19 protein-coding genes are annotated in these 20,350 nt (G+C 48.9%); 12 read left to right on the top strand and 7 right to left on the bottom strand.

The genetic code is table 11. From position 1 onward, the window contains the following. Window positions 1-51: 51 nt before the first annotated feature. From P2W70_RS13370 to P2W70_RS13360, 3 genes are all read left to right on the top strand, one after another. Window positions 52-717 carry a sugar transferase gene (locus P2W70_RS13370; RefSeq protein ID WP_276481976.1) on the top strand — a complete coding sequence of 222 codons (666 nt, stop codon included), beginning with the start codon at window positions 52-54 and terminating at the stop codon, window positions 715-717. 604 nt (window positions 718-1,321) lie between these two features. Continuing rightward, window positions 1,322-1,852 carry an RNA polymerase sigma-70 factor gene (locus tag P2W70_RS13365; RefSeq protein ID WP_276481975.1) on the top strand — a complete coding sequence of 177 codons (531 nt, stop codon included), beginning with the start codon at window positions 1,322-1,324 and terminating at the stop codon, window positions 1,850-1,852. Between the two features lie 1,422 nt (window positions 1,853-3,274). After that, window positions 3,275-3,553 (top strand): hypothetical protein, encoded by a 279-nt coding sequence (locus P2W70_RS13360; protein ID WP_276481974.1) that lies wholly within the window; start codon window positions 3,275-3,277, stop codon window positions 3,551-3,553. 48 nt (window positions 3,554-3,601) lie between these two features. Here the strand turns inward: P2W70_RS13360 and P2W70_RS13355 are convergent, their stop codons facing one another. Further along, the gene (locus P2W70_RS13355) at window positions 3,602-4,606 is read right to left on the bottom strand and encodes a helix-turn-helix transcriptional regulator (RefSeq protein ID WP_276481973.1); all 1,005 of its coding nucleotides are present in this window, start codon (window positions 4,604-4,606) and stop codon (window positions 3,602-3,604) included. Window positions 4,607-5,031: 425 nt separating this feature from the next. Between P2W70_RS13355 and P2W70_RS13350 the strand changes: the two genes are divergently transcribed. After that, on the top strand, window positions 5,032-6,234 hold the full coding sequence (locus P2W70_RS13350) for a phospholipase D-like domain-containing protein (RefSeq protein WP_276481972.1): 1,203 nt from the start codon (window positions 5,032-5,034) through the stop codon (window positions 6,232-6,234). On the opposite strand, the gene P2W70_RS13345 is transcribed toward P2W70_RS13350, so the two are convergent. Further along, window positions 6,202-7,218 carry a metal-dependent hydrolase gene (locus P2W70_RS13345; RefSeq protein WP_276481971.1) on the bottom strand — a complete coding sequence of 339 codons (1,017 nt, stop codon included), beginning with the start codon at window positions 7,216-7,218 and terminating at the stop codon, window positions 6,202-6,204. The two genes, P2W70_RS13350 and P2W70_RS13345, sit on opposite strands and share 33 nt — an antisense overlap. A 100-nt stretch (window positions 7,219-7,318) precedes the next feature. On the opposite strand from P2W70_RS13345, the gene P2W70_RS13340 reads away from it, so the two are divergent. Further along, window positions 7,319-8,668 carry a gluconate:H+ symporter gene (locus P2W70_RS13340; RefSeq protein WP_276481970.1) on the top strand — a complete coding sequence of 450 codons (1,350 nt, stop codon included), beginning with the start codon at window positions 7,319-7,321 and terminating at the stop codon, window positions 8,666-8,668. 45 nt (window positions 8,669-8,713) lie between these two features. After that, window positions 8,714-9,787, top strand: coding sequence for an oxidoreductase (locus tag P2W70_RS13335; RefSeq protein ID WP_276481969.1), 1,074 nt, complete (start codon window positions 8,714-8,716; stop codon window positions 9,785-9,787). Here the strand turns inward: P2W70_RS13335 and P2W70_RS13330 are convergent, their stop codons facing one another. After that, window positions 9,788-10,171 (bottom strand): hypothetical protein, encoded by a 384-nt coding sequence (locus P2W70_RS13330; RefSeq protein WP_276481968.1) that lies wholly within the window; start codon window positions 10,169-10,171, stop codon window positions 9,788-9,790. 48 nt (window positions 10,172-10,219) lie between these two features. Beyond that, entirely contained in the window at window positions 10,220-11,206 is a 987-nt protein-coding gene (locus P2W70_RS13325) for a long-chain-fatty-acid--protein ligase (protein WP_276481967.1), read from the bottom strand. A gap of 51 nt (window positions 11,207-11,257) precedes the next feature. Here P2W70_RS13325 and P2W70_RS13320 point away from each other — a divergent pair, with 51 nt between their 5' ends. From P2W70_RS13320 to P2W70_RS13300, 5 genes are all read left to right on the top strand, one after another. Next, complete coding sequence (locus P2W70_RS13320) at window positions 11,258-11,719, top strand: hypothetical protein (RefSeq protein ID WP_276481966.1); 462 nt, start codon at window positions 11,258-11,260, stop codon at window positions 11,717-11,719. 154 nt (window positions 11,720-11,873) lie between these two features. Further along, window positions 11,874-12,986: a M42 family metallopeptidase gene (locus P2W70_RS13315; RefSeq protein ID WP_276481965.1), complete on the top strand. Its 1,113-nt coding sequence runs from the start codon at window positions 11,874-11,876 to the stop codon at window positions 12,984-12,986. Beyond that, window positions 12,983-13,165 carry a hypothetical protein gene (locus tag P2W70_RS13310; protein WP_276481964.1) on the top strand — a complete coding sequence of 61 codons (183 nt, stop codon included), beginning with the start codon at window positions 12,983-12,985 and terminating at the stop codon, window positions 13,163-13,165. The genes P2W70_RS13315 and P2W70_RS13310 overlap by 4 nt, the downstream gene beginning before the upstream one ends. Next, window positions 13,158-14,534 (top strand): class I SAM-dependent methyltransferase, encoded by a 1,377-nt coding sequence (locus P2W70_RS13305; RefSeq protein ID WP_276481963.1) that lies wholly within the window; start codon window positions 13,158-13,160, stop codon window positions 14,532-14,534. The genes P2W70_RS13310 and P2W70_RS13305 overlap by 8 nt, the downstream gene beginning before the upstream one ends. A 25-nt stretch (window positions 14,535-14,559) precedes the next feature. Beyond that, window positions 14,560-16,062, top strand: a complete 1,503-nt coding sequence (locus P2W70_RS13300; RefSeq protein ID WP_276481962.1) for a sulfatase-like hydrolase/transferase — start codon at window positions 14,560-14,562, stop codon at window positions 16,060-16,062. Here P2W70_RS13300 and P2W70_RS13295 read toward each other — a convergent pair whose 3' ends face one another. Then, complete coding sequence (locus tag P2W70_RS13295; RefSeq protein WP_276481961.1) at window positions 16,063-17,355, bottom strand: transglutaminase domain-containing protein; 1,293 nt, start codon at window positions 17,353-17,355, stop codon at window positions 16,063-16,065. It lies immediately after the preceding gene. A 94-nt stretch (window positions 17,356-17,449) separates the two neighbouring features. Here P2W70_RS13295 and bioB point away from each other — a divergent pair, with 94 nt between their 5' ends. Next, window positions 17,450-18,457 carry a biotin synthase BioB gene (gene bioB, locus P2W70_RS13290; protein ID WP_276481960.1) on the top strand — a complete coding sequence of 336 codons (1,008 nt, stop codon included), beginning with the start codon at window positions 17,450-17,452 and terminating at the stop codon, window positions 18,455-18,457. 80 nt (window positions 18,458-18,537) lie between these two features. On the opposite strand, the gene P2W70_RS13285 is transcribed toward bioB, so the two are convergent. Beyond that, a complete protein-coding gene (locus P2W70_RS13285) occupies window positions 18,538-18,942 on the bottom strand; it encodes a response regulator (RefSeq protein ID WP_276481959.1) in 405 nt (134 codons plus the stop codon). Between the two features lie 224 nt (window positions 18,943-19,166). Further along, a complete protein-coding gene (gene porQ, locus P2W70_RS13280; protein WP_276481958.1) occupies window positions 19,167-20,213 on the bottom strand; it encodes a type IX secretion system protein PorQ in 1,047 nt (348 codons plus the stop codon). Window positions 20,214-20,350 lie beyond the last annotated feature (137 nt).

Raw genomic sequence — 20,350 nt, 5'->3', positions numbered from 1 at the left:
TATGGAACGATGGTTTGCAACGATCCGGCTTCACTATCTGATTGGTTCACCATGGATGTACTCATCGGCTCATCGCCAGTTATTGATATAGCTGCCCCGCATACGCAGGTATGCTATCGCCCGATGGTGGCGGGCAAGCCCGGCTTCTTTATGCTGAAACGCTGTTTTGATATCGGGCTTGCCTTGCTGGTTTTACTGTTGTTACTGAGTTGGATGACTCCGCTGTTGTCACTGTTGTTGTATGCAGACTCGAAAGGGCCGGTATTCTTCCTTCAACGAAGAGTAGGCCGCGGTGGCCGCAGCTTCCTCTGCTATAAATTCCGCACGATGGTGGTGAACCGGGCAGCCGACTACCAGGCAGCCTGCCCAGGTGACAAACGGATTACCCGTGTGGGAGCCTGGTTGCGCAACTGGCATATCGATGAACTGCCACAGTTTGTCAATGTATTGCTGGGAGATATGAGTGTGGTAGGACCACGGCCACATATGTATTCAGATTGCAGGCGGTTTGCCCTCCTCATTCCTGGTTATAAACTACGCAACCTGGTGAGACCTGGTATTACCGGACTAGCCCAGGTAAAAGGGTTTCATGGCCCGGTTACCGACCGCCGGCATGCCGTGTTGCGGTATCAATGGGATCTATATTATCTGCGCAATGCCTCATCCCGGCTCGATTTCATGATCCTGATCAAGACCCTTATTGGGGGGATTGATTAATTATCATTGTAGGTTTTAAAATTCAAGTTGACACTTAATAAGTTACCGTAAAATCAACGACTCTCGTTGATTTTGCTACAACGGTTGTGCCAGTCAGTCATACAGTTATGGTGAGCTATGGGAACTTCTAAATTATCGTGGCAAATTGTCTAAAATGATCAAAAACCGGTCGTATTTTCTGAAAATCATCTAGTGTATCCGGTTAGTCAAATTAAAATTGATCACATTCGTTACAAAACCCGGCGGATGATTTTGTCATTTTAAAGAATATAGGTAGTATTGTTGCTGAAAATAGTATTCCTCCTCCTTTTTTGGTAAAAGTAAGCTCTCTGGTAGCAAGTATTCATTGGGTAGGTATCGCCTGGATACACCCTTTTGAATATTCCTTTTCTGGTTAAGCAATTCATCGAAACAATGTTTGAATGTTCTGATTGAGCATTACTTGTCCTTTTTATTTCCTTACAAAAAAGTATTCACCGCCGGGATTGGCAATAATGTATTGCTCCATCCTGTAGTTGATGCCTATTGCTCGTACGTTATTTGTTTAAACCGTTAAAAAAACCCGTTGCTGATGTATCAAGAGGAAACTTGCACAAGTTCAAACTTGTTGACCGAGCTGAAAGAAGATAATCAAAAAGCCTTCGCGTTTTTCTTTGACCGTCATTACAACTCGCTTTGCTACTTTGCCGAGCGCATCGTGAAGGACCCACTCGTAGCAGAAGATATTGTCGAGGAGTCTTTTATGAAGTTGTGGGACAAACGGCATGCCTTCGAAACGGAGCATGGCGTGAAGGCATTCCTGTATGTAACCACCCGGAATGCCTGCCTCAACATGTTGAAACAAAACCAGCGCGATTATGTATCCCAGGCCGAATTGTTGTACATCTCGGAGAAGAAAGAAAGTTTTGCGTTAAACGAGATGATACGGGCCGAGGTACTGGGTGTAGTGGGTAAAGAATTGAACCGGTTACCCATACAATGCCGCACGATACTTGAAATGAGCTTTCTCAGCGGGCTAAAAAACCAGGAGATCGCCAACAAACTTGACATATCCATCAATACGGTCAGGAACCAGAAATCACGTGGCCTACAATTACTGCGCACCAAGTTCGATAGTAAGGAACTGTTAGGATAACTGTATTGTTGACAATTATACCTGAATCAGTTCAATAAAAATATATTTGACTTTTCTTTAGTACGAAATGTTACAATAGTTGTTTTATAAATAGAAAGAGGACTGATACCACAAAAGTTGAGAAGAAGTAGGAGAAGAGGAATCGTCAACATTGTATCAGTCAACAAGGGATCGTATAGGCATGTAAAGCTTTTTATATCAGAACCAGAACAACTGCTCAAATAAAGCACTCTTTTGTTGTATTAAAGCAGTTAGTTTTGATCTCATGTGACTGTTTGGTTGGGTCACAACAAGGGAGTGTTTCTACTCTCCCTTCAATTTTTGTTCTCGAAAGGTTACTTACCAACATCAACCAACACACAGTACTACATTATCCTTACAAGTTTTGGGCAACCAATTCAAGATATTGTGAACGATGTTCACTTATGTTTCCTCATGTGCATCATGCACTCTTCAGGGTACAGAAGAGGTGCAGGAATCCCCACAGCCGGGTAATCTTACCTGGCTCTTTTTTTCCATTCACCAGCGTAACAGGCCTGAAGCACTGAAGGATTTACTTTTAACAGCACAGGCTGTGCGGCAACCAGGCCCCTCGCTGCCAGGACACCCGACATGCTCCCTTTTCCATACTGGCGTTTCACCCATCAAGATTTCACAACCCTCGCTTTATAGAAGTTCATAGACCTGTCGTACAGGAATGAACTTTTTTTGCATTATAATCCGGGTGCCCGGCCTGGTAAACCTCTTTACTTTTTTTTGATTTCGCTGCCAGGAGCGACAGAGCAGGGAAAACAGACACTGCGGCTACCTATTTACCCTGGTGTTATGTTGACCCTCTAACCTAAACATAACATGGGTCCCTGGAACAAGTGCTGCAACAAACCATGGCCAGTCACCCGGATTGTAAGAAGAGTTACTATCATACAACCGTTTTTCAACGCAGGCCCGGCAAGTTGGAGATCCATCTGCCGGCTGGCCGCGTATCCTACTATTCTTTACCCCCTAAATATCCAACCGATTAAGCCTTCTTGTTTATGTTACCGGGATAAAAATTTCCATGAATGACGCTTAACCTAATAATTATTGCCAATTAGGGGTAAACCATTAGTATTCCTGTATCAAGAATAATACAATTTGTAATTACACGTTGGCTTATACGTTATTAACCAGAAGAATAAATCAAGGCAATCCTTGCCATGTATCTTTTTCCTCAATAGACCGTTTGTTGAGCCTGAAAATTTTAATGATATTTTTTGCCACTTCTTTTAGTACAAAGTGCTGCTCCAGTTGTTATATTAATAGTTGCGGCTCCTTCCTCTCTCCCTCATCCTGGTAAAACCGGCCAACGGTGGATTGGCTAACATACCAATCAGTACGATCTGTTGTATGTTCCGCCGGCATACAACAAACAACATTCATCCAATGAAAGAAGAGCTATTTAAGAAGGAATTCTTTATCGCCAGACTTATCAAGCGCAAGCTGTGCACCACACTCAGCACAGAAGAAGCCACTACACTGGCCATGTGGGAAGCAGAAAGTCCCTCTCATCAGCAACTGGTGGCCGATCTGACCAATATCTATTATTTGCAGGCTACGCTTCCTGCCATGAACAAGTTCAACGTCGTAGCCGGATTCGAGCGTGTCACCGCCATGATACAACGGCAAGGCCGGTCAGCTACTACTACCACCGAAGTAGAGTAGGCTCCGGATATCACCTGTATCCCGGACCAATGGCATTTTACAGATGCCTCAACCGGGCCATGCACCACGCCCGATCTTCTGTGTTTCACTCGGCAGTATCCCATACTTTTTTTTGAACGCCACCGTAAAACTCGAAATATTCCGGTAGCCCACGCTGATGGCGACAGCATGTACCGACATATCGCTCTCCCGCAACAGGCGTTTTGCTTTTTCCATCCTAGCTTCCAGCAGGAACTCAAAAATGGTGATCCCATACAACTGCTTAAACCCACGTTTCAACTTAAAAGAATTGAGGCCTACCACCTGCGACAACTCCGTCAACGTGCCGGGTTGATCGAGGTGCTGCACCAAATACTCCCAGGCTTCCCGCAGCCGCGACAGCTCATAAGGCTGCAGTTTCAAGTCCATTGCTGGCGTTTTCACGAGCGAAAGCCTGGTAACGGCCAGCAAAAGCAATCGTGCTGCCAGGCTATGCAGGTATAGATCCTTGATCACACCTGTAAACGGGCAGGTGCATATCTGCTCCAGCAGCCGCAACATCTCCGGCGTGATATGGGTATGGGTAGTCCCTAACTGACCGGAGAAGGCCAGCTCAGTCTTGAGCAAAAACTCATCTACAATCGGAAAAGCTGCCCGCAAAGGCTCCAGCATCGCTGCCGTATAATGCAGCTCATACACCTGGTATTTCCTACCCTTTTCGAACCAGTACTGAGTATGCACCGGGTTGGCATAAAAGATATTGAACTGCCCCTCCGGTATTCGCAGCCTGGACAAACCCTGCTGCTGACAACGCAATGCCCTATTGACCGGCATACACAGGTAAAAAGTAGCTGTGCCCGTTGTTTCGTACAAACTGGTGGTATGCCGGATGTAATACGTCTTGTATAAAATGCTTAGACCGGGAGCGGTTTGCTCAAGCAGCAGCAAAGCACCAAAATCCCCGACACTGTACGTGGGCCGTGCATGGGGTACTGTAATGCGGGCTAGCGAAACAGGAAGGTGGTGCGTAGGGGTCACAGGCACCTGTTCACGCGTCATAATGTTTATATCCATAGGATTACTTTATCTCTCTCATCAGCAACTTCCACAACAAAGCACTTATAATATAGCAGTTATGGACAACCTATTCATCAATCGATAAGAGCTTACTACTAAATAGGGATAAGGCATTCAACCTAACCCGGCACTTTATTGATGCAGGACAAGTCCTGTGCCGGATACGTTCGCATCACTGCGCCGTGCAGACAGCCACTGTTGACCGTACACCAAGCCAAGGTGGGACGATACCAGCCCTATGTGTGGAACACCGGGCGGGGCGGATCAGCAACCAATCGGGGGCGGCATGGATTTTATACTGCAGAGTCATGATGCAACCAGTAGCGCGATGGGTTATGCCCAACGCAACAAACCCGCACCGCCGCCAGGCACACGGATCCTGGTTCAATAGCAGCATTAATTATTTCAGTAGCTTGTAGTCTATGGCCCTGGTAAGATCGAAACCATCCTACTCGTATACCCACCACAACAATACCCGGCTGGTACGTGGCGGCAAGGAGTATTTTGCGCTCCTGGTAGACTTGATCAACCAGGCCAGGCAGTTCATTCACCTGCAGGTCTATATTTACGACGAAGATGACACCGGCCAACTGGTAGCAGACGCCCTGATGGCCGCCGCGCGGCGTGGTGTAGCGGTATATCTGCTGCCGGATGGCTATGCCTCCCAGGATATGTCGACAGCTTTTGTACACCAGCTGGAGGCCGCAGGCATCCATTTCCGCTTCTTTCAACCCATCCTGAAAAGCGAATACTTCTATTTTGGCCGGCGCCTGCACCACAAAATACTCGTGGTAGATGGACTTCACAGCCTCATCGGCGGCGTCAACATCAGCAACAAATACAATGATGGATTTGGCCATCCGGCCTGGCTCGACTGGGCCATTTATGCCCAGGGTGACATCGTGCCCGAGCTCACCCGGGTGTGCCTCGAGCTGTTCACACGCTTCGGCAAAGAACGCCGCAAACTGCTGTGGCAGACACAAGCCGTAGAAGGTATCACGCTCCAGGACTGCGCCGTACGTCTGCGCCGCAATGACTGGGTGCAGAAGAGAAGCCAGATCACGACCAGCTATCTCGAAATGTTCAAAGACGCCCGGTCTCATATCTATATCATGTGCAGCTACTTTCTGCCCGGCATGCTACTCCGCAAAAAGATGGCGCGTGCCGCCAAAAAAGGGGTACGTATTAAACTGGTGCTGGCAGGCGTATCGGACGTGATGCTCGCCAAACATGCCGAACGATACATTTACCGGTGGATATTCAATAACAATATCGAGGTATACGAATACAATCAAAGTGTACTGCATGCCAAGATCGCTACCTACGACGGGAAGTGGTGTACGATCGGCTCCTACAATGTGAATAACATCAGCGCTTTTGCGACCATCGAATGTAACCTCGATGTAAAACAGGAAGCCTTTGCCCACTCCATGCAGCGACATATCGAACAGATCATCGACCGCGACTGTGAGCTGGTGACCGAAGAAGATTACCGTACCCGGTACAATTATTTCAAGCGCCTGTATCAGCATGCCTGCTACCAGATCGTGAGGATGCTCTTCTTTCTTTTTACCTTTTACTTCAAGCAACGATCATTTAAGGCCGCGAATTCGGCGAAAAAGTGAGCGCACAGCCTCCTTGTTCCAGTTGCTGAACCGCCCCCGCTGCATGACCAGCAGATTCTCATCGGGTCGCTGCAGGTAATAGTGGAATACAAATCCATGGTTGGGATTTTGCCAGCCAACCATTTGGCCAAATCGAAGGTCATTGAAGAGCAGGGCACTATCGACCCGCTCGATCACGTAATAGCCCTGCGAAAACCGGAGTAGCCGATGCACCTCTTCTACGTCCTTCACCGGTTCCAGATACTCCTTGTGCTGTAATTGGTAATGCAGTAAACTGGTATCGCCGGGTGGATCGAGTACCGAACGGTGCCCGATATAGAATCCCCGCTCATCCTGCAGTACTACGAACCACAGCATGTTGTTGAGCGGGGTTGGCGTGCTCAGCAATCGGTTGTACCGGATACCCTGCTGCCGGGCGATCTCCCGAACAGATTGGTCGACGGCGCTTTTATTGTAGACACTGATGAAGATATACAGCAGGCTGACGGCTACCCCAGCCAGGGCCCATTTAAGGCGCGCGGTATATGTAGTACGGGAAAACAGCAATACCGCGAAAGCGATACCAGGCCAGATGGAAAACAAGGGATCGGCCACGAACAACAGGTGAAACGAAACACGGTAGTGCGAGAAGGGCTCAAACCAGCCTGTTCCATACGCATTGCAACCGTCGAGCAATACATGCACCAGCATTTCGATGGTAAAAAAGACCGTCCACTTCCGCCAGCTGTAATTGTGTGGCCGGTGCCATCGGTCGGCGGCAAGCGCCAGCAGCGGCGCTACCATGGCCACAAATAAAAACGAGTGGGTAAATCCGCGATGCGCCAACAGCTCATCGGCGGGTGTCATCCAGAAAGAGGCGATGAAGTCGATATCGGGCAAGCTCTGTGTCAATATTCCCCAGAACATCGCCTTTTTACCAAGTTGCCTGCCCGCGATCGCTTCACCGATGCAGGCCCCCAGTACGATATGTGTCAACGAATCCATATCCTTGTAGCAAGTTACTGATAGCAATTCATTTACCAGGGTAGCGATACCAATAATTGACTAAATTAGTCAGCAAGTAACATCGCCTAAAGTACGTGTCATGCTCCAACTACAAATAACGACCTTGCAGCCCTATCAGCATATCCTGACTGTTTTGCTGTGCATTCTGTTGCTGATACTGCTCATCACCTGGGGCAAGTGCAATCCATTTCTCGCTTTCCTGATCGTGTCGATCCTGGCAGCCTGGTGGCTGGGCATTCCCGTCAACAAGATCAACCAGTCGATCCAGAAAGGGATTGGCGATACCCTTGGTTCGCTGACGATCATCATTATGCTGGGCGCCATGCTGGGCAAACTGGTGGTGGAAAGTGGCGCGGCGCAAAAGATCACGTCCGTACTGATGAAGGCCTTTGGCGAAAAATATATTCAGTGGGCGCTGATGATCACGGGCTTTGTAGCCGGCATTCCCTTGTTCTACAATGTAGGTTTTGTGCTGATGGTGCCCCTGATCTTCTCGGTCGTGTATCAATTTAAATTGCCGGCGGTGTATATCGGCCTGCCGATGCTGGCCGCACTGTCGGTAACGCATGGCTTTCTGCCTCCCCACCCCTCGCCTACTGCGCTGGCCGGTCAGTTTCATGCCAGCCTGGGATTGACGTTGCTGTACGGCCTGGTGGTGGCCATCCCAGCGATCATTGTGGCAGGCCCTGTATTCGCCAGCACCCTCAAAAAAATCCCTTCCCAACCGCTGCAAACCTTCCGGCCCAAATCGATCCCCGAGAAGCAACTGCCCGGCACCTTCAATAGTTTTATTACCTCCCTGTTGCCCGTCATCCTGCTGGCCCTGACCACGGTACTACCCTACCTCGTCAGTACCAACGAAACGAACAATACCCTGCTGGCATTTTTCGGCGATGCCAATATCGTAATGCTGCTGGCCCTGCTGGCATCCATTTTTACCCTCGGTATTGCCCAGGGTAAAAGCATGAAAGCGGTGATGGATGTTTTTGGTGAAGCGGTAAAAGACGTAGCCCTCATTGTTCTCATCGTGGCGGGAGCCGGTATTTTGAAGCAGGTATTCGTTGACAGCGGTGTCAGCGGCGAAATTGCTGGGCTACTCAAGGGCTGGGCTATCCATCCGCTGGTACTGGGCTGGCTGATAGCCGCCATCATCCGCGTATGCATCGGTTCTGCTACCGTAGCCGGATTGACCACGGCCGGTATCATCGCCCCGGTAATGCCCCAACTCAATGTAGACCCCAACCTGATGGTATTGTCGATCGGCGCCGGCAGCCTGATGCTGTCGCATGTCAATGACAGTGGCTTCTGGATGTACAAGGAATATTTCAACCTCAGTATTCGGGATACGCTGCGTAGCTGGTCGGTGATGGAAACCATCGTTGGCATCATGGGGCTGATCGGCGTATTGCTGCTCGACCTGGTGGTGTAGGTAGCACGCCAAAAGCAAATTGGCTATCTTGCCAAAAATTACAGCATGGCAAATCCCATCCGCGTAGGCTTAGCAGGCTATGGCATTTCTGCAACCGTTTTTCACGCGCCGTTTTTCGCCACCATGCCGGAGTACGAACTGGTGGCCGTACTGGAAAGAACCAAAAACCTATCTCAACAACAATATCCGTCGGTAAAGGTGGTGCGCACCTTTGAAGAATTGGTAGCCGATCCTTCCACCGACCTGATCGTGATCACGTCGCCCAACGAGACGCATTTTCCCTATTCAATAGCAGCCCTGGAGGCCGGTAAACATGTGGTGGTAGAAAAACCTTTTACGACCACCGTGGCGGAAGCCAGGCAGTTGGTAGAGCTGGCGGCTGTGAGCAAACAGGTACTGAGCGTATACCAAAACCGCCGGTATGTGAGTGATTTCTTCACGATCCGCGACCTGCTCGACCAGCAATTGCTCGGCACCATACATGAATTTGAAGGTCACTACGATCGTTACCGGGCCGAAGCGCGCCCCAATGCCTGGCGCGAACATGATTTGCCGGGCAGCGGCATTCTGTACGATCTGGGTGCCCACCTCATCGACCAGGTACTGTACCTGTTTGGCCTGCCCACCTCCATCACCGCCGATATACGCCGCCAGCGGCCGCATGCAAAGGTCGACGACTACTTTGACCTGCGGCTCGACTATGGCTTTACCAAAGTGATCCTGCATGCCAGTATGCTGGTGCGGGAACCCGGTCCCCGGTATATGATCCATGGTACAGCCGGTTCCTTCATTAAGTATGGCGAAGATCCGCAGGAAGCGCGGTTGCGGGCGGGCGAATTACCGGGTGGCGATAATTGGGGCCGGGAAGACGAAAGCATCTTTGGACTATTGCATACAGAGATCGACGGTAAGATCATCAAGGAAAAGGTCGTTTCCAAAGCAGGTCATTATGGCGGCTATTACGAAAACCTGTATCAGACCATCCGCAACGGAGCGCCCCTCAAAGAAAAACCTGAACATGGTTACAATACCGTGCGGATGATGGAACTGGCTTTTGAGAGCCATACCCGCCAATGTACCGTACCTTGTTCAGGCTTGTTTGATATTCCCTACCGGTAATTATTTACAGGGTTCTTTCGACACATTTTGAAGATCATATTTCACAGCAGGCGGCGCGTCGAACATCATGCAGCTGACACAGTCGGAAGGTTGTGTGGGATGCACGGTAAAATAGATGGTGTCGCCTGCTTTCAGGTCGGCCGGCAATTTACATTTGTTCGTGACATCAAATACATGGTCAAATGACTGGGCCGCTGAGTCCAGCTGGTTCTTCCAGCCATTTTCACCCAGCGTATCTACATTCAATGCCTGTACGACATAGCTGGCACAGCTGATGCGGAGGATCTTGCCCTGTACGCAGGACTGCGCTGGTTGTTTTTTGTTTACCCCACATTGCACAAATACAAAGGCCATTGCGATGACGGCCAACATGGTTTGCTTCATAGCGATTACAATTTGGTTATTGATGATTGATGAAGGCAAAACGTTGCACTACAGTCCGACCACCATGAGGCTGCATCCGCGGATATCGCTGTTGTCCATCCGGCCCTGTACCTCAAAACTACCGTCGGGATACACTCGTCCTACATCTTCGGTAGCAATAAAGGAACAGGAGTACATATTGGCCAGATCGATCACATTGAGTACGCCGCTGCCGGCGTGGTGAATGGCAAAGGGGTCATCTTCTTCCCGCACCAGCACTTTCATCCAGGGTGGGCACTGCAAAATGCCTGCCCCGGCAGCATATGCCTGCGACAGCAACTCCGTCATCCCATATTCGGCATGGATCGCGGGCAAATGAAAGGCGGCTTTCAGGATATCGTGTACCTGTTGGCGGGTGATCTCTTCACGACGGCCTTTCATGCCGCCGGTTTCCATCACCACGGTATGGCGCAGGGCAAGGGGGTATTTTTCTGCGAAATCGAGCAAGGCAAAGGTGACGCCGATCAGAAGGGTCTTTTGGCCACGGGCCTCCAGCTGCTGCAGTACTACCGCCAGCTTTTCGTGCTCGTAGAGGTAAAAACCGCTGGCTTCGTGCCGGCTCTGGCGGATAAGCTCGTCGACCATCACCACCAGGGATGAATGCTGCCGTTCGAGGTAAGAAGGGAGCAGGCCGATCACACACCAGTCTTCTACAGCTCCGTAAAAGCGTTCGAAAGCCTTCCCGAAGCTCTGCTTATACAGGCCCAGGTCTTTTACATAATGGCGGCTGTTGACGGACCCGGTGGTACCGCTGCTCTCAAAAACAGCTTCGGCCTCAAATTCGGTGGTCTTGATCGTGTGGGTCTTGAAACACTGGATGGGCAGAAAAGGGATATCGGCCAGGCGACGCACAGCGGCCCCAACGATCGGCAGGCTGTTTACGTATTGATTATAAACGGGATTGTGTTGGTATTGAAAATGAAACAGCTCGACGGCCCGTTGTTCGAAATTGGCTTCGTCCGTTGAAAAAACTTTATCTTCATGTTCACAAATCATAAAAAAACGATACTCCGGGAGCAGTTAAATTTGTACACAATGTTAAAAAATATGCGATATATAACCTTTTGTGCGGCCATATTGTTGGCACTGTCCTGTGGCAAAGATAAACCGGAGACGAAACCCTCCATCAAAATTAAATCCATCAGCCCGATGGAAGTGCAGGATGGACAGCCCCTGAGCATTACCCTGGAATTTGCCGACAAAGAAGGCGACGTCGATGATACCCTGTACATCAAGCGTGACCGCCTGAATAAGGTCGACGGGCAGTTTGGCAATAAGCGCACCAATGACGAATTCTTCGAAATGATCCCTCCTTTTCCTTCCAAGGCAAACGGAGAAATATTGCTGACCCTGAAATACCATGGATACCTCGTAGATGCGGAAGCACCCCAAAAGATTGACAGCGTCCGGTTTTATCCCGACTCGATCCGCTTCCGGTTTGCCCTGCATGACCGTGCAGGTAACGTCAGCGATACGGTGATCTCGGAACAGGTAGTCATCATTCGCTGATCCTTCCGGTATACTTCCTGCTTTACATACTTTATTGTCCAATGGCCCGTTCACCAGTATCGCTGCCCGCTTCGGGAGCTATACTGCCACGAAAAGGACCAATGTGTCTATTTAATGCAGATTTAATTACATTTGAGCTTACTAAAGATATTCTATGGCTAAAAAGGAGACCTCCGGGTCCAAATCGGTGATTACGAAAACATCCATGCAATTCCTGAAGAACTACCACAACAACCCCTCCCCCGTGGGTTTTGAGTACAGTGGTCAGAAAATATGGCTGGAATACCTCAAACAATATGTAGACACCACCTTTGTTGATCCTTATGGTACCGCAGTAGGTGTGATCAATCCCAAAGCGCCCTTCAAAGTAGTGATCGAGGCACATGCAGACGAGATCAGCTGGTTTGTCAATTATATTACGGCAGAAGGTCTGTTGTACCTGAAGCGCAATGGTGGCGTCGATCACCAGATCGCTCCCGGACAACGGGTATTCATCCATGGCAAAAAAGGCATGGTAAAAGGCGTATTTGGATGGCCCGCTATCCATACCCGCCTCGGCAATCCCGATGTAAAAGACCCACAACCCAAGGTCGACAACCTGTTTCTCGATACCGGTGCCCGCACCCGTAAAGAAGTAGAAGACCTGGGTATTCATATTGGCTCGGTCGTTACCTACCAGGATGGCTTCGACGAACTGGCCCACGACTATTATATCGCCCGCGCCTTCGACAACCGCATTGGTGGTTTCATGATTGCTGAAGTAGCGCGCCTGCTGAAAGAGAACAAGAAAACACTGCCTTATGGCTTGTATGTAGTGAATGCGGTGCAGGAAGAGATCGGACTGCGCGGCGCTGAGATGATCGCCCGTCGCATCAAACCCGATATTGCCATCATCACTGACGTTACCCACGACACCTATACCCCGATGGTCAATAAGATGATCGAAGGCGATGTAGCCTGCGGTAAAGGTCCGTCACTCGCCTATGGTCCGGCGGTACACAATAAACTGCTCAACCTGGTACAGGACGTGGCAGAAAAGAAAAAGATACCAGTGCAGTTGAGAACGGTTTCGCGTAGTACGGGTACCGATACCGATTCATTTGCTTATGCGAATGACGGTTGTCCTTCTGTACTCATTTCCATTCCGCTGCGTTACATGCACACTACCGTTGAAATGCTGCACAAAAGCGATATCGAGCAAACGATCCAACTGATGTATGAGACGTTGCTGACGTTAACGCCCAAAACGAATCTGAGCTACCTATGACAGTGAACCAACTTTTTCTGTATGTCGATCCAGGTAGCGGAAGCTACCTGGTACAGGCCATTATTGCTGCCGTGCTGGGCGCGATGTTCTACTTCAGGAACATATTCTGGCGGATAAAGGCCTTCTTTTTCAGGCCCAAAAAAGAAGACACGACCGGGAACGACCCAGTAAATGACTAACTACCAGCAGCATCCGGCATCCTTTAAAGACCCCTCCGGCTTTATCTATGAAGCGGAGGGAAACCTGTACCGACAGGTCAACCAGTCTTACGCAGCCGCTTACGATCAGCTCATGAGCTCCGGACTCTACCAAAAGCTGACAGGCAAAAAACAGTTGATCGGCCATAGGGAAGTAGCAGCACCTCACCCGGTAACCGCCGATCATTACAAGACCTTATTGCCGGAAGTGGTACCCTTCATTTCTTATCCGTACGAATGGAGCTTTGAGCAACTGCGGGATGCAGCACTGCTGACCCTGCAGATCATGCGTACGGCCCTGGACCATGGTATGATCCTGAAAGACGCTACACCGTTCAACATTCAGTTCGTCGCCGGCAGACCTGTTTTCATAGATACCCTTTCTTTCGAGCCCTATGTCCCCAGCGAACCCTGGGTGGCCTACCGGCAATTCTGCCAATGCTTCTTGTTTCCCCTGTACCTGGAGCATTACCTGAAAAAAGATGTTCAAAAAATACTGAGCGTTTATATCGAAGGGGTACCGGTGGATGTAACAGCCCGCCTGTTGCCCTGGAAGAGCAACCTCAATCTCGGTGTATGGCTGCATGTATACCTGCAGAATACCGTACAGCGGGGTGCGCGTAAGCCGGCCACCCATACCGTACAATTTCAAAAGAAGAAACTACTCGACCTGCTGAGCCATCTCGAGAGTATCCTGCAAAGATTTCCGGGCGAACGAACCTATAAAACGACCTGGAACAACTATTATGATGACAGCATCCTTAGCCAGGAATACCTGCAGGCCAAGGAGATCATCTTCAACCGGTTCATCGGGCAGCTGTCAGTCCGCAATGCCCTTGACCTTGGTGCCAACGATGGCTACTTTTCCAAGCTACTGGCAGCGCAGGGCATTCCCGTCATTGCGTCTGATGTGGATGGACAGTGTATCAGCCGGCTTTACCGGGAAGTGCGCAAAAAGAATATCACCAACCTGCTGCCCCTGATCCTCGACGTGGCGAATCCTTCACCGGCCATTGGTTTTCATAACCGGGAAAGAGCTGCTTTCTTCAGCAGGCTGCAAACCGACCTGGTACTGGCCCTCGCCCTGGTACACCACCTGGTGATCGGTAAGAATATTCCGCTGGATTTACTGGCCGATTGGTTCCGCGATATTGCACCCGTATTGATCATAGAATTCGTACCGCGGGAAGATGAAAAGGTACAGCAAATGCTGGCCAGCCGCCAGGATGTGTTTCAGCAATACACCAGGCCCGTATTCGAGGATACATTTTCCCGTCATTTCACGATCACAGCCGTAGAACCTGTGCCCGGCACCCATCGTTTGCTGTACCTGATGAGGAGAAAGAACTGAACAATACCCAACCATTGTTGCTACCATGAAGAATTTATTTAGCAGGCATCCGCTCTTTATCGTATTGCTGCCCATCTTCTACGTGCTAAATACCCTCAATCTTTACTTTCCGTTACTACGGGCGGACGATTTTTACAATTCCGCCAGCCTGCTGATCCTGGGCATTCATGTTGTAATACTGGTAATTTTTATTGCCCGGCCCCGCTATAGCCGGTATGCTTTGCTGCTGCTTTATTTATCGATTGTGTACCTCTTCTTTGGCAGTATACTGGCCAGTTGCAAGAAGGTGCTGCCTTTTTTAGCCCATTTCAAATTTATACTTCCTTTCCAGGCTCTTTGTGCTTTGATCATTTTCATGATCTTAAAAAGATCAAAAAAGAACTCATTTCCAGTTGCATTCCTGTACCTCAATTTATTACTGGTTATTTTCAACGTGATAGAAGCAGGTCGTGTGCTGATTAAAAACAACCTTTGGTTAACCAATCAATTGTCTAGCAAGGTTACCAGCGATCCGGTGCTAACAACCGCCATTTGCGATACCTGTGTAAAGCCGGACGTCTATTTCATTGTATTTGACGGCTATGCCGGCCAACGTTCTTTGCAGGAATACTGGGACTTCAGCAACAATTCTATGGACACCTTCTTTCGAAAGGAAGGCTTCTTTTATGCGCGGAATTCCAGCAGCAACTATAATTTCACCCCATTCTCCCTGGGCAGCATTTTGAACATGGACTATCACCAGCACCCACCCTCTACCAATGACCTGCAGGAGTTTTGCCGTGGTACAGGCAGCATCAGCCAAAGTAAGGTGATCGAGCTATTGATCAGCAACGGCTACTCGATAGTCAACAACTCCTGTTTCCCGCTACCACTACATGATGCCGCCCTTGATATCAATTTTACAGCAAACCCAACGAGTACCTTACTATCTCAGACGTTACCAGCGAGATTTTCCAAGGACGTTTTGTGGAATTTCGGAATGGGCACTTCTGACTTTATAGAAAGACGTCTCCCTTTATCCAAGCTGCACCTTCAACAGATCTTTAAAGCCGAAGAACAACTGCTTCATGCGTCAGCCACTGAGCAACAGGGACCTGCATTTGTCTATACTCATTTCCTATTGCCGCATGACCCCTATTTTTTCGACAGCACGGGTCAACGTACGCCCGATTCTCTCTGGTTTAGGACGGAGGGTGATAAAGCGTATTACCTATCGCAACTCAAATATTGCAATACCCTCATTAAAAAGATGGTACATCAAATCAAGCATACAGGCGCAAGACCAAGGGTCATCATCCTGGTAAGCGATCATGGATATCGGGCACTGGAAAAGGTAGACCCGAAACAATATCAATACAACAACCTGTTTGCCATCTACTACCCGGACGGAGAATATTCAGCCATGTATGATCATATCAGTACGGTGAACACCTTCCCATTGTTATTCAATAAGTATTTCAAGGCAAAAATTCCGCTACAGAAAGACTCGACAATTTTTAGTTACCATGACGTTCAAAAATTGTGGTAATCATTGCCGCCTGCGTCCTTTCCTAAACCACAACAGGAGGTAAACACTCCATATCAATGCAGCCGCTACCAGCAGCCCATTGGAGACAAGCCGCATGTAAAACTCGTAGTTTGTCTTAACGACGCTCATATTATCGCTGTACAAGGCATAATAGGGTGCCATGCTGAAGAAATTGGCAATACGGCTGGACCAACCATTTGCGGGGTACATGCGGAAATAGCGGTCATAGTAAAAGGTAAATACTGTATTGGGTGTGAAGTAAAGGGCTGGTATTTCGCGCAAAGTGTTGAATGGTCTTAGTACTACCGAATCATTTTGATAAGTATAGGCGCTGATCGCCGAATCGGGCAATTGAAAAGGCAGCAACCGGTGTACATCGAGTACATTGAGATACCGCCCCTGCTGACTAATCAGCATAGTGTTGGCCAGCAGATCTACATAAGCCCAGCATTTCTTTTCCCGGATGTATGCCTCGCAAAACATATGCACGCCTTTCCCTACTCCACTCCATTCCCCTCCCGTACCCACTGTACGTACGGGAATACCCGCTATCGTTGCCAGGGACGAGAACATCGCAGTATAATTACCACACCAAAGCCCCGAACGGTTGTTTTGAACTTCCCGCAATTGCTCCAAGGGATGCAGAGATGTCATAAAGGCGGCAGGCCTTGGGCCTTTGCCACGGGTTCTTGCCAAAATAAAAGCTGCGATCTTGATGATCCTTTGCTCCGAATTGTCCTGGCCCTGTATATGGATGGAATCTCTTAACACCTGCTGCACCTGAGCCGGAGTAACCCGCTCCGTCTTCCACCACGCCGATGCAGCCCAGTCGTCCATGGACCTGATGCTGGCCGGTTCTATCATGATATCAGGACTGCTTATTTCAAAATCCTGTGAGACTGTTGCATCGATTGGTTCCGACGTATCGGGGAAGGAGGTGGATAGCTGTAACCTGAAAGAGTCCTGGTTATTTACCGTTACCATGACCCGTGGTTTACCCGCCTCTGGCTTATACCGTAAAGTAGTACCCCGATAGGTTACCGGCTCGCTTCTCTCTCCATGAGCCCCTAAAGTCACTATAGAATAGTCTTGCTTATCCGCAACGCCATTCACCTGCATGGCAATTGAGTCATGTTCAAGCCAGAGCTTTTTTACATAAAGGCCGTCTTCTGTAGTATACAACAAACTATAGTCTGCAAGATCCGCGTAAGCTAATGGCAACCTGGTTCGGGTTATATAATTGAAGGAAAAAACAACTACCAGGAGCAAGGTCATCACGACGAAACGCTTCATTCGAGCCTTTTGCCATTAAAGATATACATTTATAGGCACCATAATTTTTTATACATTTGGCACATCATTTTTGCCACTGTTAAGTGAAATAACCATGATAAAGACAACCTGGACCAAAGGCGAAGTAAAAGCCATCTACGATACACCACTGTTGGAGCTGATCTACCGCGCCGCGACCATCCACCGCGAATTCAATGACACCGGAGAGGTACAGGTATGTACACTCTTATCCATCAAAACCGGTGGCTGTTCCGAAGACTGTGCCTATTGTCCGCAGGCGGCACGCTACAATACAGGTGTCAATGTGCAGGCCCTCATGAAAAAAGAGGAAGTGCTGGCATATGCCCAAAAGGCCAAGGAGGCAGGATCTACCCGTTTTTGCATGGGCGCCGCCTGGCGGGAAGTGCGTGACAACCGCGACTTCGATCGTGTATTGGACATGGTAAAAGGCGTCAACGCGATGGGAATGGAAGTATGTTGTACACTAGGCATGCTCACGGAAGACCAGGCCCATAAGCTGGCCAATGCCGGTCTGTATGCCTACAACCACAACCTCGACACCTCTTCAGAATACTACGGGGAAATCATCTCCACCCGCACCTATGACGATCGTTTGCAAACACTCGACAATGTACGGAAGGCTGGTGTATCTGTTTGCTGCGGCGGTATCGTAGGCTTGGGAGAAACCCACGAAGACAGGATCCATATGCTGCATACCCTGGCCACCATGCCCGAACATCCGGAGAGTGTGCCGGTGAATGCGCTGGTGCCGGTAGCAGGTACCCCGCTGGCCCATAACGACAAAGTAAACGTATGGGATATGGTACGCATGATTGCCACCGCACGCATACTGATGCCGCGTGCCATGGTAAGGTTGAGTGCAGGCCGCACCAGCATGAGTGTATCCGATCAGGCGCTGTGCTTTATGGCAGGGGCCAACTCGATCTTTGCAGGAGACAAACTACTCACCACGCCCAACCCTACTTTCGACGAGGACATGGCGATGTTCGATATGCTGGGGTTAAAACCAAGAGAAGCTTTCAAAGCGGAAGCAGCTGCACACCACCATCACCATGATACGATGGCTGCAACAACGATTTAACATCATTGACCGATAACAAAAAAGCCTGAGGCAGCTGCTTCAGGCTTTTTTGTTATCGGCTGTCGGCAAAGACAACCTTGTTACAAATGATATTCAGCAATTTCTTTACAATAATAGGAGCGGCCTTCCATGACCTCGAGGATGGCATTGATCATTTCTTCACCGGAAGAGTTCTTGGTAACGTATCCGTTGCCACCGGCTTTCATCAGGGCATGTATATAGGAAAGATCAGTATGGACTGAAATACCAATGATCTTGATATCGTTCGAAAATTCCCGGATGGCTTTCGTGGCTTCGATACCATTCATCGGATCCATATTGATATCCATCAATACTACATCGGGAGGATTGTCCCGGCAAACTTCTACCACCTTGAATCCGTTTTCGCAAAGTGCAGACACCGACAAGCGGTTGTCGCGATTCAGTACCAGTTTCCATGCTTCCCGCACCATGCGGTGATCATCGGCAATAACCACTGTGATCATTCAACAATTCTTTTTTTGAGATACTTACACAATTGTGCTTCCCTATTAGCACAATCAATTCCTGTTCCCGGTACACCTGTGCATGCAATTATCCCAGCTATTCATAGTGTTTAAAAATAACGGAAAGCAGCCCATTGAAAGCAATTTGTATGTTAAATTTCACAAAGACTGAGAAAGCGGTTAAACACGACTAAGGGTAAACAATTATACCCGTTAAGGTTCACTCAATGCAGTTTTGTCTTCAGGTCTTTCAGGGCCATCGAAAGACCTAATTGATTATAGGCGGTATTATTCTGGTAGTAGCTGCGGGCATACCTGATCTGCAGCTTTTTGAACAACGCCCCTACTCCCAACGAAAATCCATTGATCCCATTGCCTGTGTTGCCCACTTTAAGTTCCTGGCGGCGCAGGTGATTGTACCCTGCACTCACCTCGATCTTATCCGTGATGTACAACTGCATAGACAAGACTATATGACGGAATAACTTGTCGAACGTAAACTTTTTATCGCCGATATTCTGATCAAACCCATTCTCCTGATTGAAAGCAGTATCACGGTACAGGATATCGAATTGATGCAGGCGGTGCGCTGTCAGGGAGAATTGCAAGGGCGCCTTAGCCAGTCGTTTGGAGATACCCATTTGCAGATCAAAAGGAAGGTCACCACGCGCAGTACCGGCATAAGCACTCAGTTGCGTGCCCATATTTTTGATCACCAGCGAAGCCTGCAACAGGTTGGCGGTATCTGCATAACTGATACCGATATCCATGGCCATACCCGAAGATCGATAGGTCCCATAATTGGAATAGATAAATTTTACAGTTGCCCCATAGTGCCAGCGTTCGAGGTATTGGCGGCTGGCGGATAGCTGAACGACGTAATCGGCAGGACGTATATCACCGTATTGGTTACCCAGCATATCTGTAGCGGGTATTGAACCATAGTTGAAATAGTTGACCCCCATCGAAAAATCGGTCTTCCAGGCTTCATGCCGATACCCCATTTGGAGATGATAATTACGGATATCGCCGTAGAAAGCATTGAATACGAAGTTGGCTTGCGTATGCATCGATGCCCTCAACAAAGCCGGGTTGTGCCAGGCCATTCCGATGTCGTTCGTTTGATTGGAGATATTGATGCCGCCTAATGCAGTGAGTTCCGGGGTATTGGGCAGCCGAAGGAAATTGTAAACGGTATTACCACCCAGGGTCTGCGCCACCCCATACAACTGGATCATCACTAAAACGGGTATTAGCAGTAGTTTCCGCATGTGGTATGCGACGAAAATAAGTGATAATTCTCAAGCTGGTAGCAAAAAAAATTCCTCCATGGATATGGAGGAATTCCTTTAACCCTTAAAACAACCAACATGAAAAATTTATAGTAATCTTGAATTGTCTTCGTGAT

Origin of the sequence: Paraflavitalea pollutisoli (assembly GCF_029360705.1) — a bacterium.
Lineage (GTDB): Bacteria > Bacteroidota > Bacteroidia > Chitinophagales > Chitinophagaceae > Paraflavitalea > Paraflavitalea pollutisoli.
Note: the sequence above shows the minus strand (reverse complement) of the source record. Positions and strands in the feature narration are given on the sequence as shown.

Coding starts and splice junctions, on each gene's coding strand:
- P2W70_RS13370 (WP_276481976.1), top strand. CDS start 52: ATGGATGTACTCATCGGCTCATCGCCAGTTATTGATATAGCTGCCCCG.
- P2W70_RS13360 (WP_276481974.1), top strand. CDS start 3,275: ATGAAAGAAGAGCTATTTAAGAAGGAATTCTTTATCGCCAGACTTATC.
- P2W70_RS13355 (WP_276481973.1), bottom strand. CDS start 4,606: ATGGATATAAACATTATGACGCGTGAACAGGTGCCTGTGACCCCTACG.
- P2W70_RS13350 (WP_276481972.1), top strand. CDS start 5,032: ATGGCCCTGGTAAGATCGAAACCATCCTACTCGTATACCCACCACAAC.
- P2W70_RS13345 (WP_276481971.1), bottom strand. CDS start 7,218: ATGGATTCGTTGACACATATCGTACTGGGGGCCTGCATCGGTGAAGCG.
- P2W70_RS13340 (WP_276481970.1), top strand. CDS start 7,319: ATGCTCCAACTACAAATAACGACCTTGCAGCCCTATCAGCATATCCTG.
- P2W70_RS13335 (WP_276481969.1), top strand. CDS start 8,714: ATGGCAAATCCCATCCGCGTAGGCTTAGCAGGCTATGGCATTTCTGCA.
- P2W70_RS13330 (WP_276481968.1), bottom strand. CDS start 10,171: ATGAAGCAAACCATGTTGGCCGTCATCGCAATGGCCTTTGTATTTGTG.
- P2W70_RS13325 (WP_276481967.1), bottom strand. CDS start 11,206: ATGATTTGTGAACATGAAGATAAAGTTTTTTCAACGGACGAAGCCAAT.
- P2W70_RS13320 (WP_276481966.1), top strand. CDS start 11,258: ATGCGATATATAACCTTTTGTGCGGCCATATTGTTGGCACTGTCCTGT.
- P2W70_RS13315 (WP_276481965.1), top strand. CDS start 11,874: ATGGCTAAAAAGGAGACCTCCGGGTCCAAATCGGTGATTACGAAAACA.
- P2W70_RS13310 (WP_276481964.1), top strand. CDS start 12,983: ATGACAGTGAACCAACTTTTTCTGTATGTCGATCCAGGTAGCGGAAGC.
- P2W70_RS13305 (WP_276481963.1), top strand. CDS start 13,158: ATGACTAACTACCAGCAGCATCCGGCATCCTTTAAAGACCCCTCCGGC.
- P2W70_RS13300 (WP_276481962.1), top strand. CDS start 14,560: ATGAAGAATTTATTTAGCAGGCATCCGCTCTTTATCGTATTGCTGCCC.
- P2W70_RS13295 (WP_276481961.1), bottom strand. CDS start 17,355: ATGAAGCGTTTCGTCGTGATGACCTTGCTCCTGGTAGTTGTTTTTTCC.
- bioB (WP_276481960.1), top strand. CDS start 17,450: ATGATAAAGACAACCTGGACCAAAGGCGAAGTAAAAGCCATCTACGAT.
- P2W70_RS13285 (WP_276481959.1), bottom strand. CDS start 18,942: ATGATCACAGTGGTTATTGCCGATGATCACCGCATGGTGCGGGAAGCA.
- porQ (WP_276481958.1), bottom strand. CDS start 20,213: ATGCGGAAACTACTGCTAATACCCGTTTTAGTGATGATCCAGTTGTAT.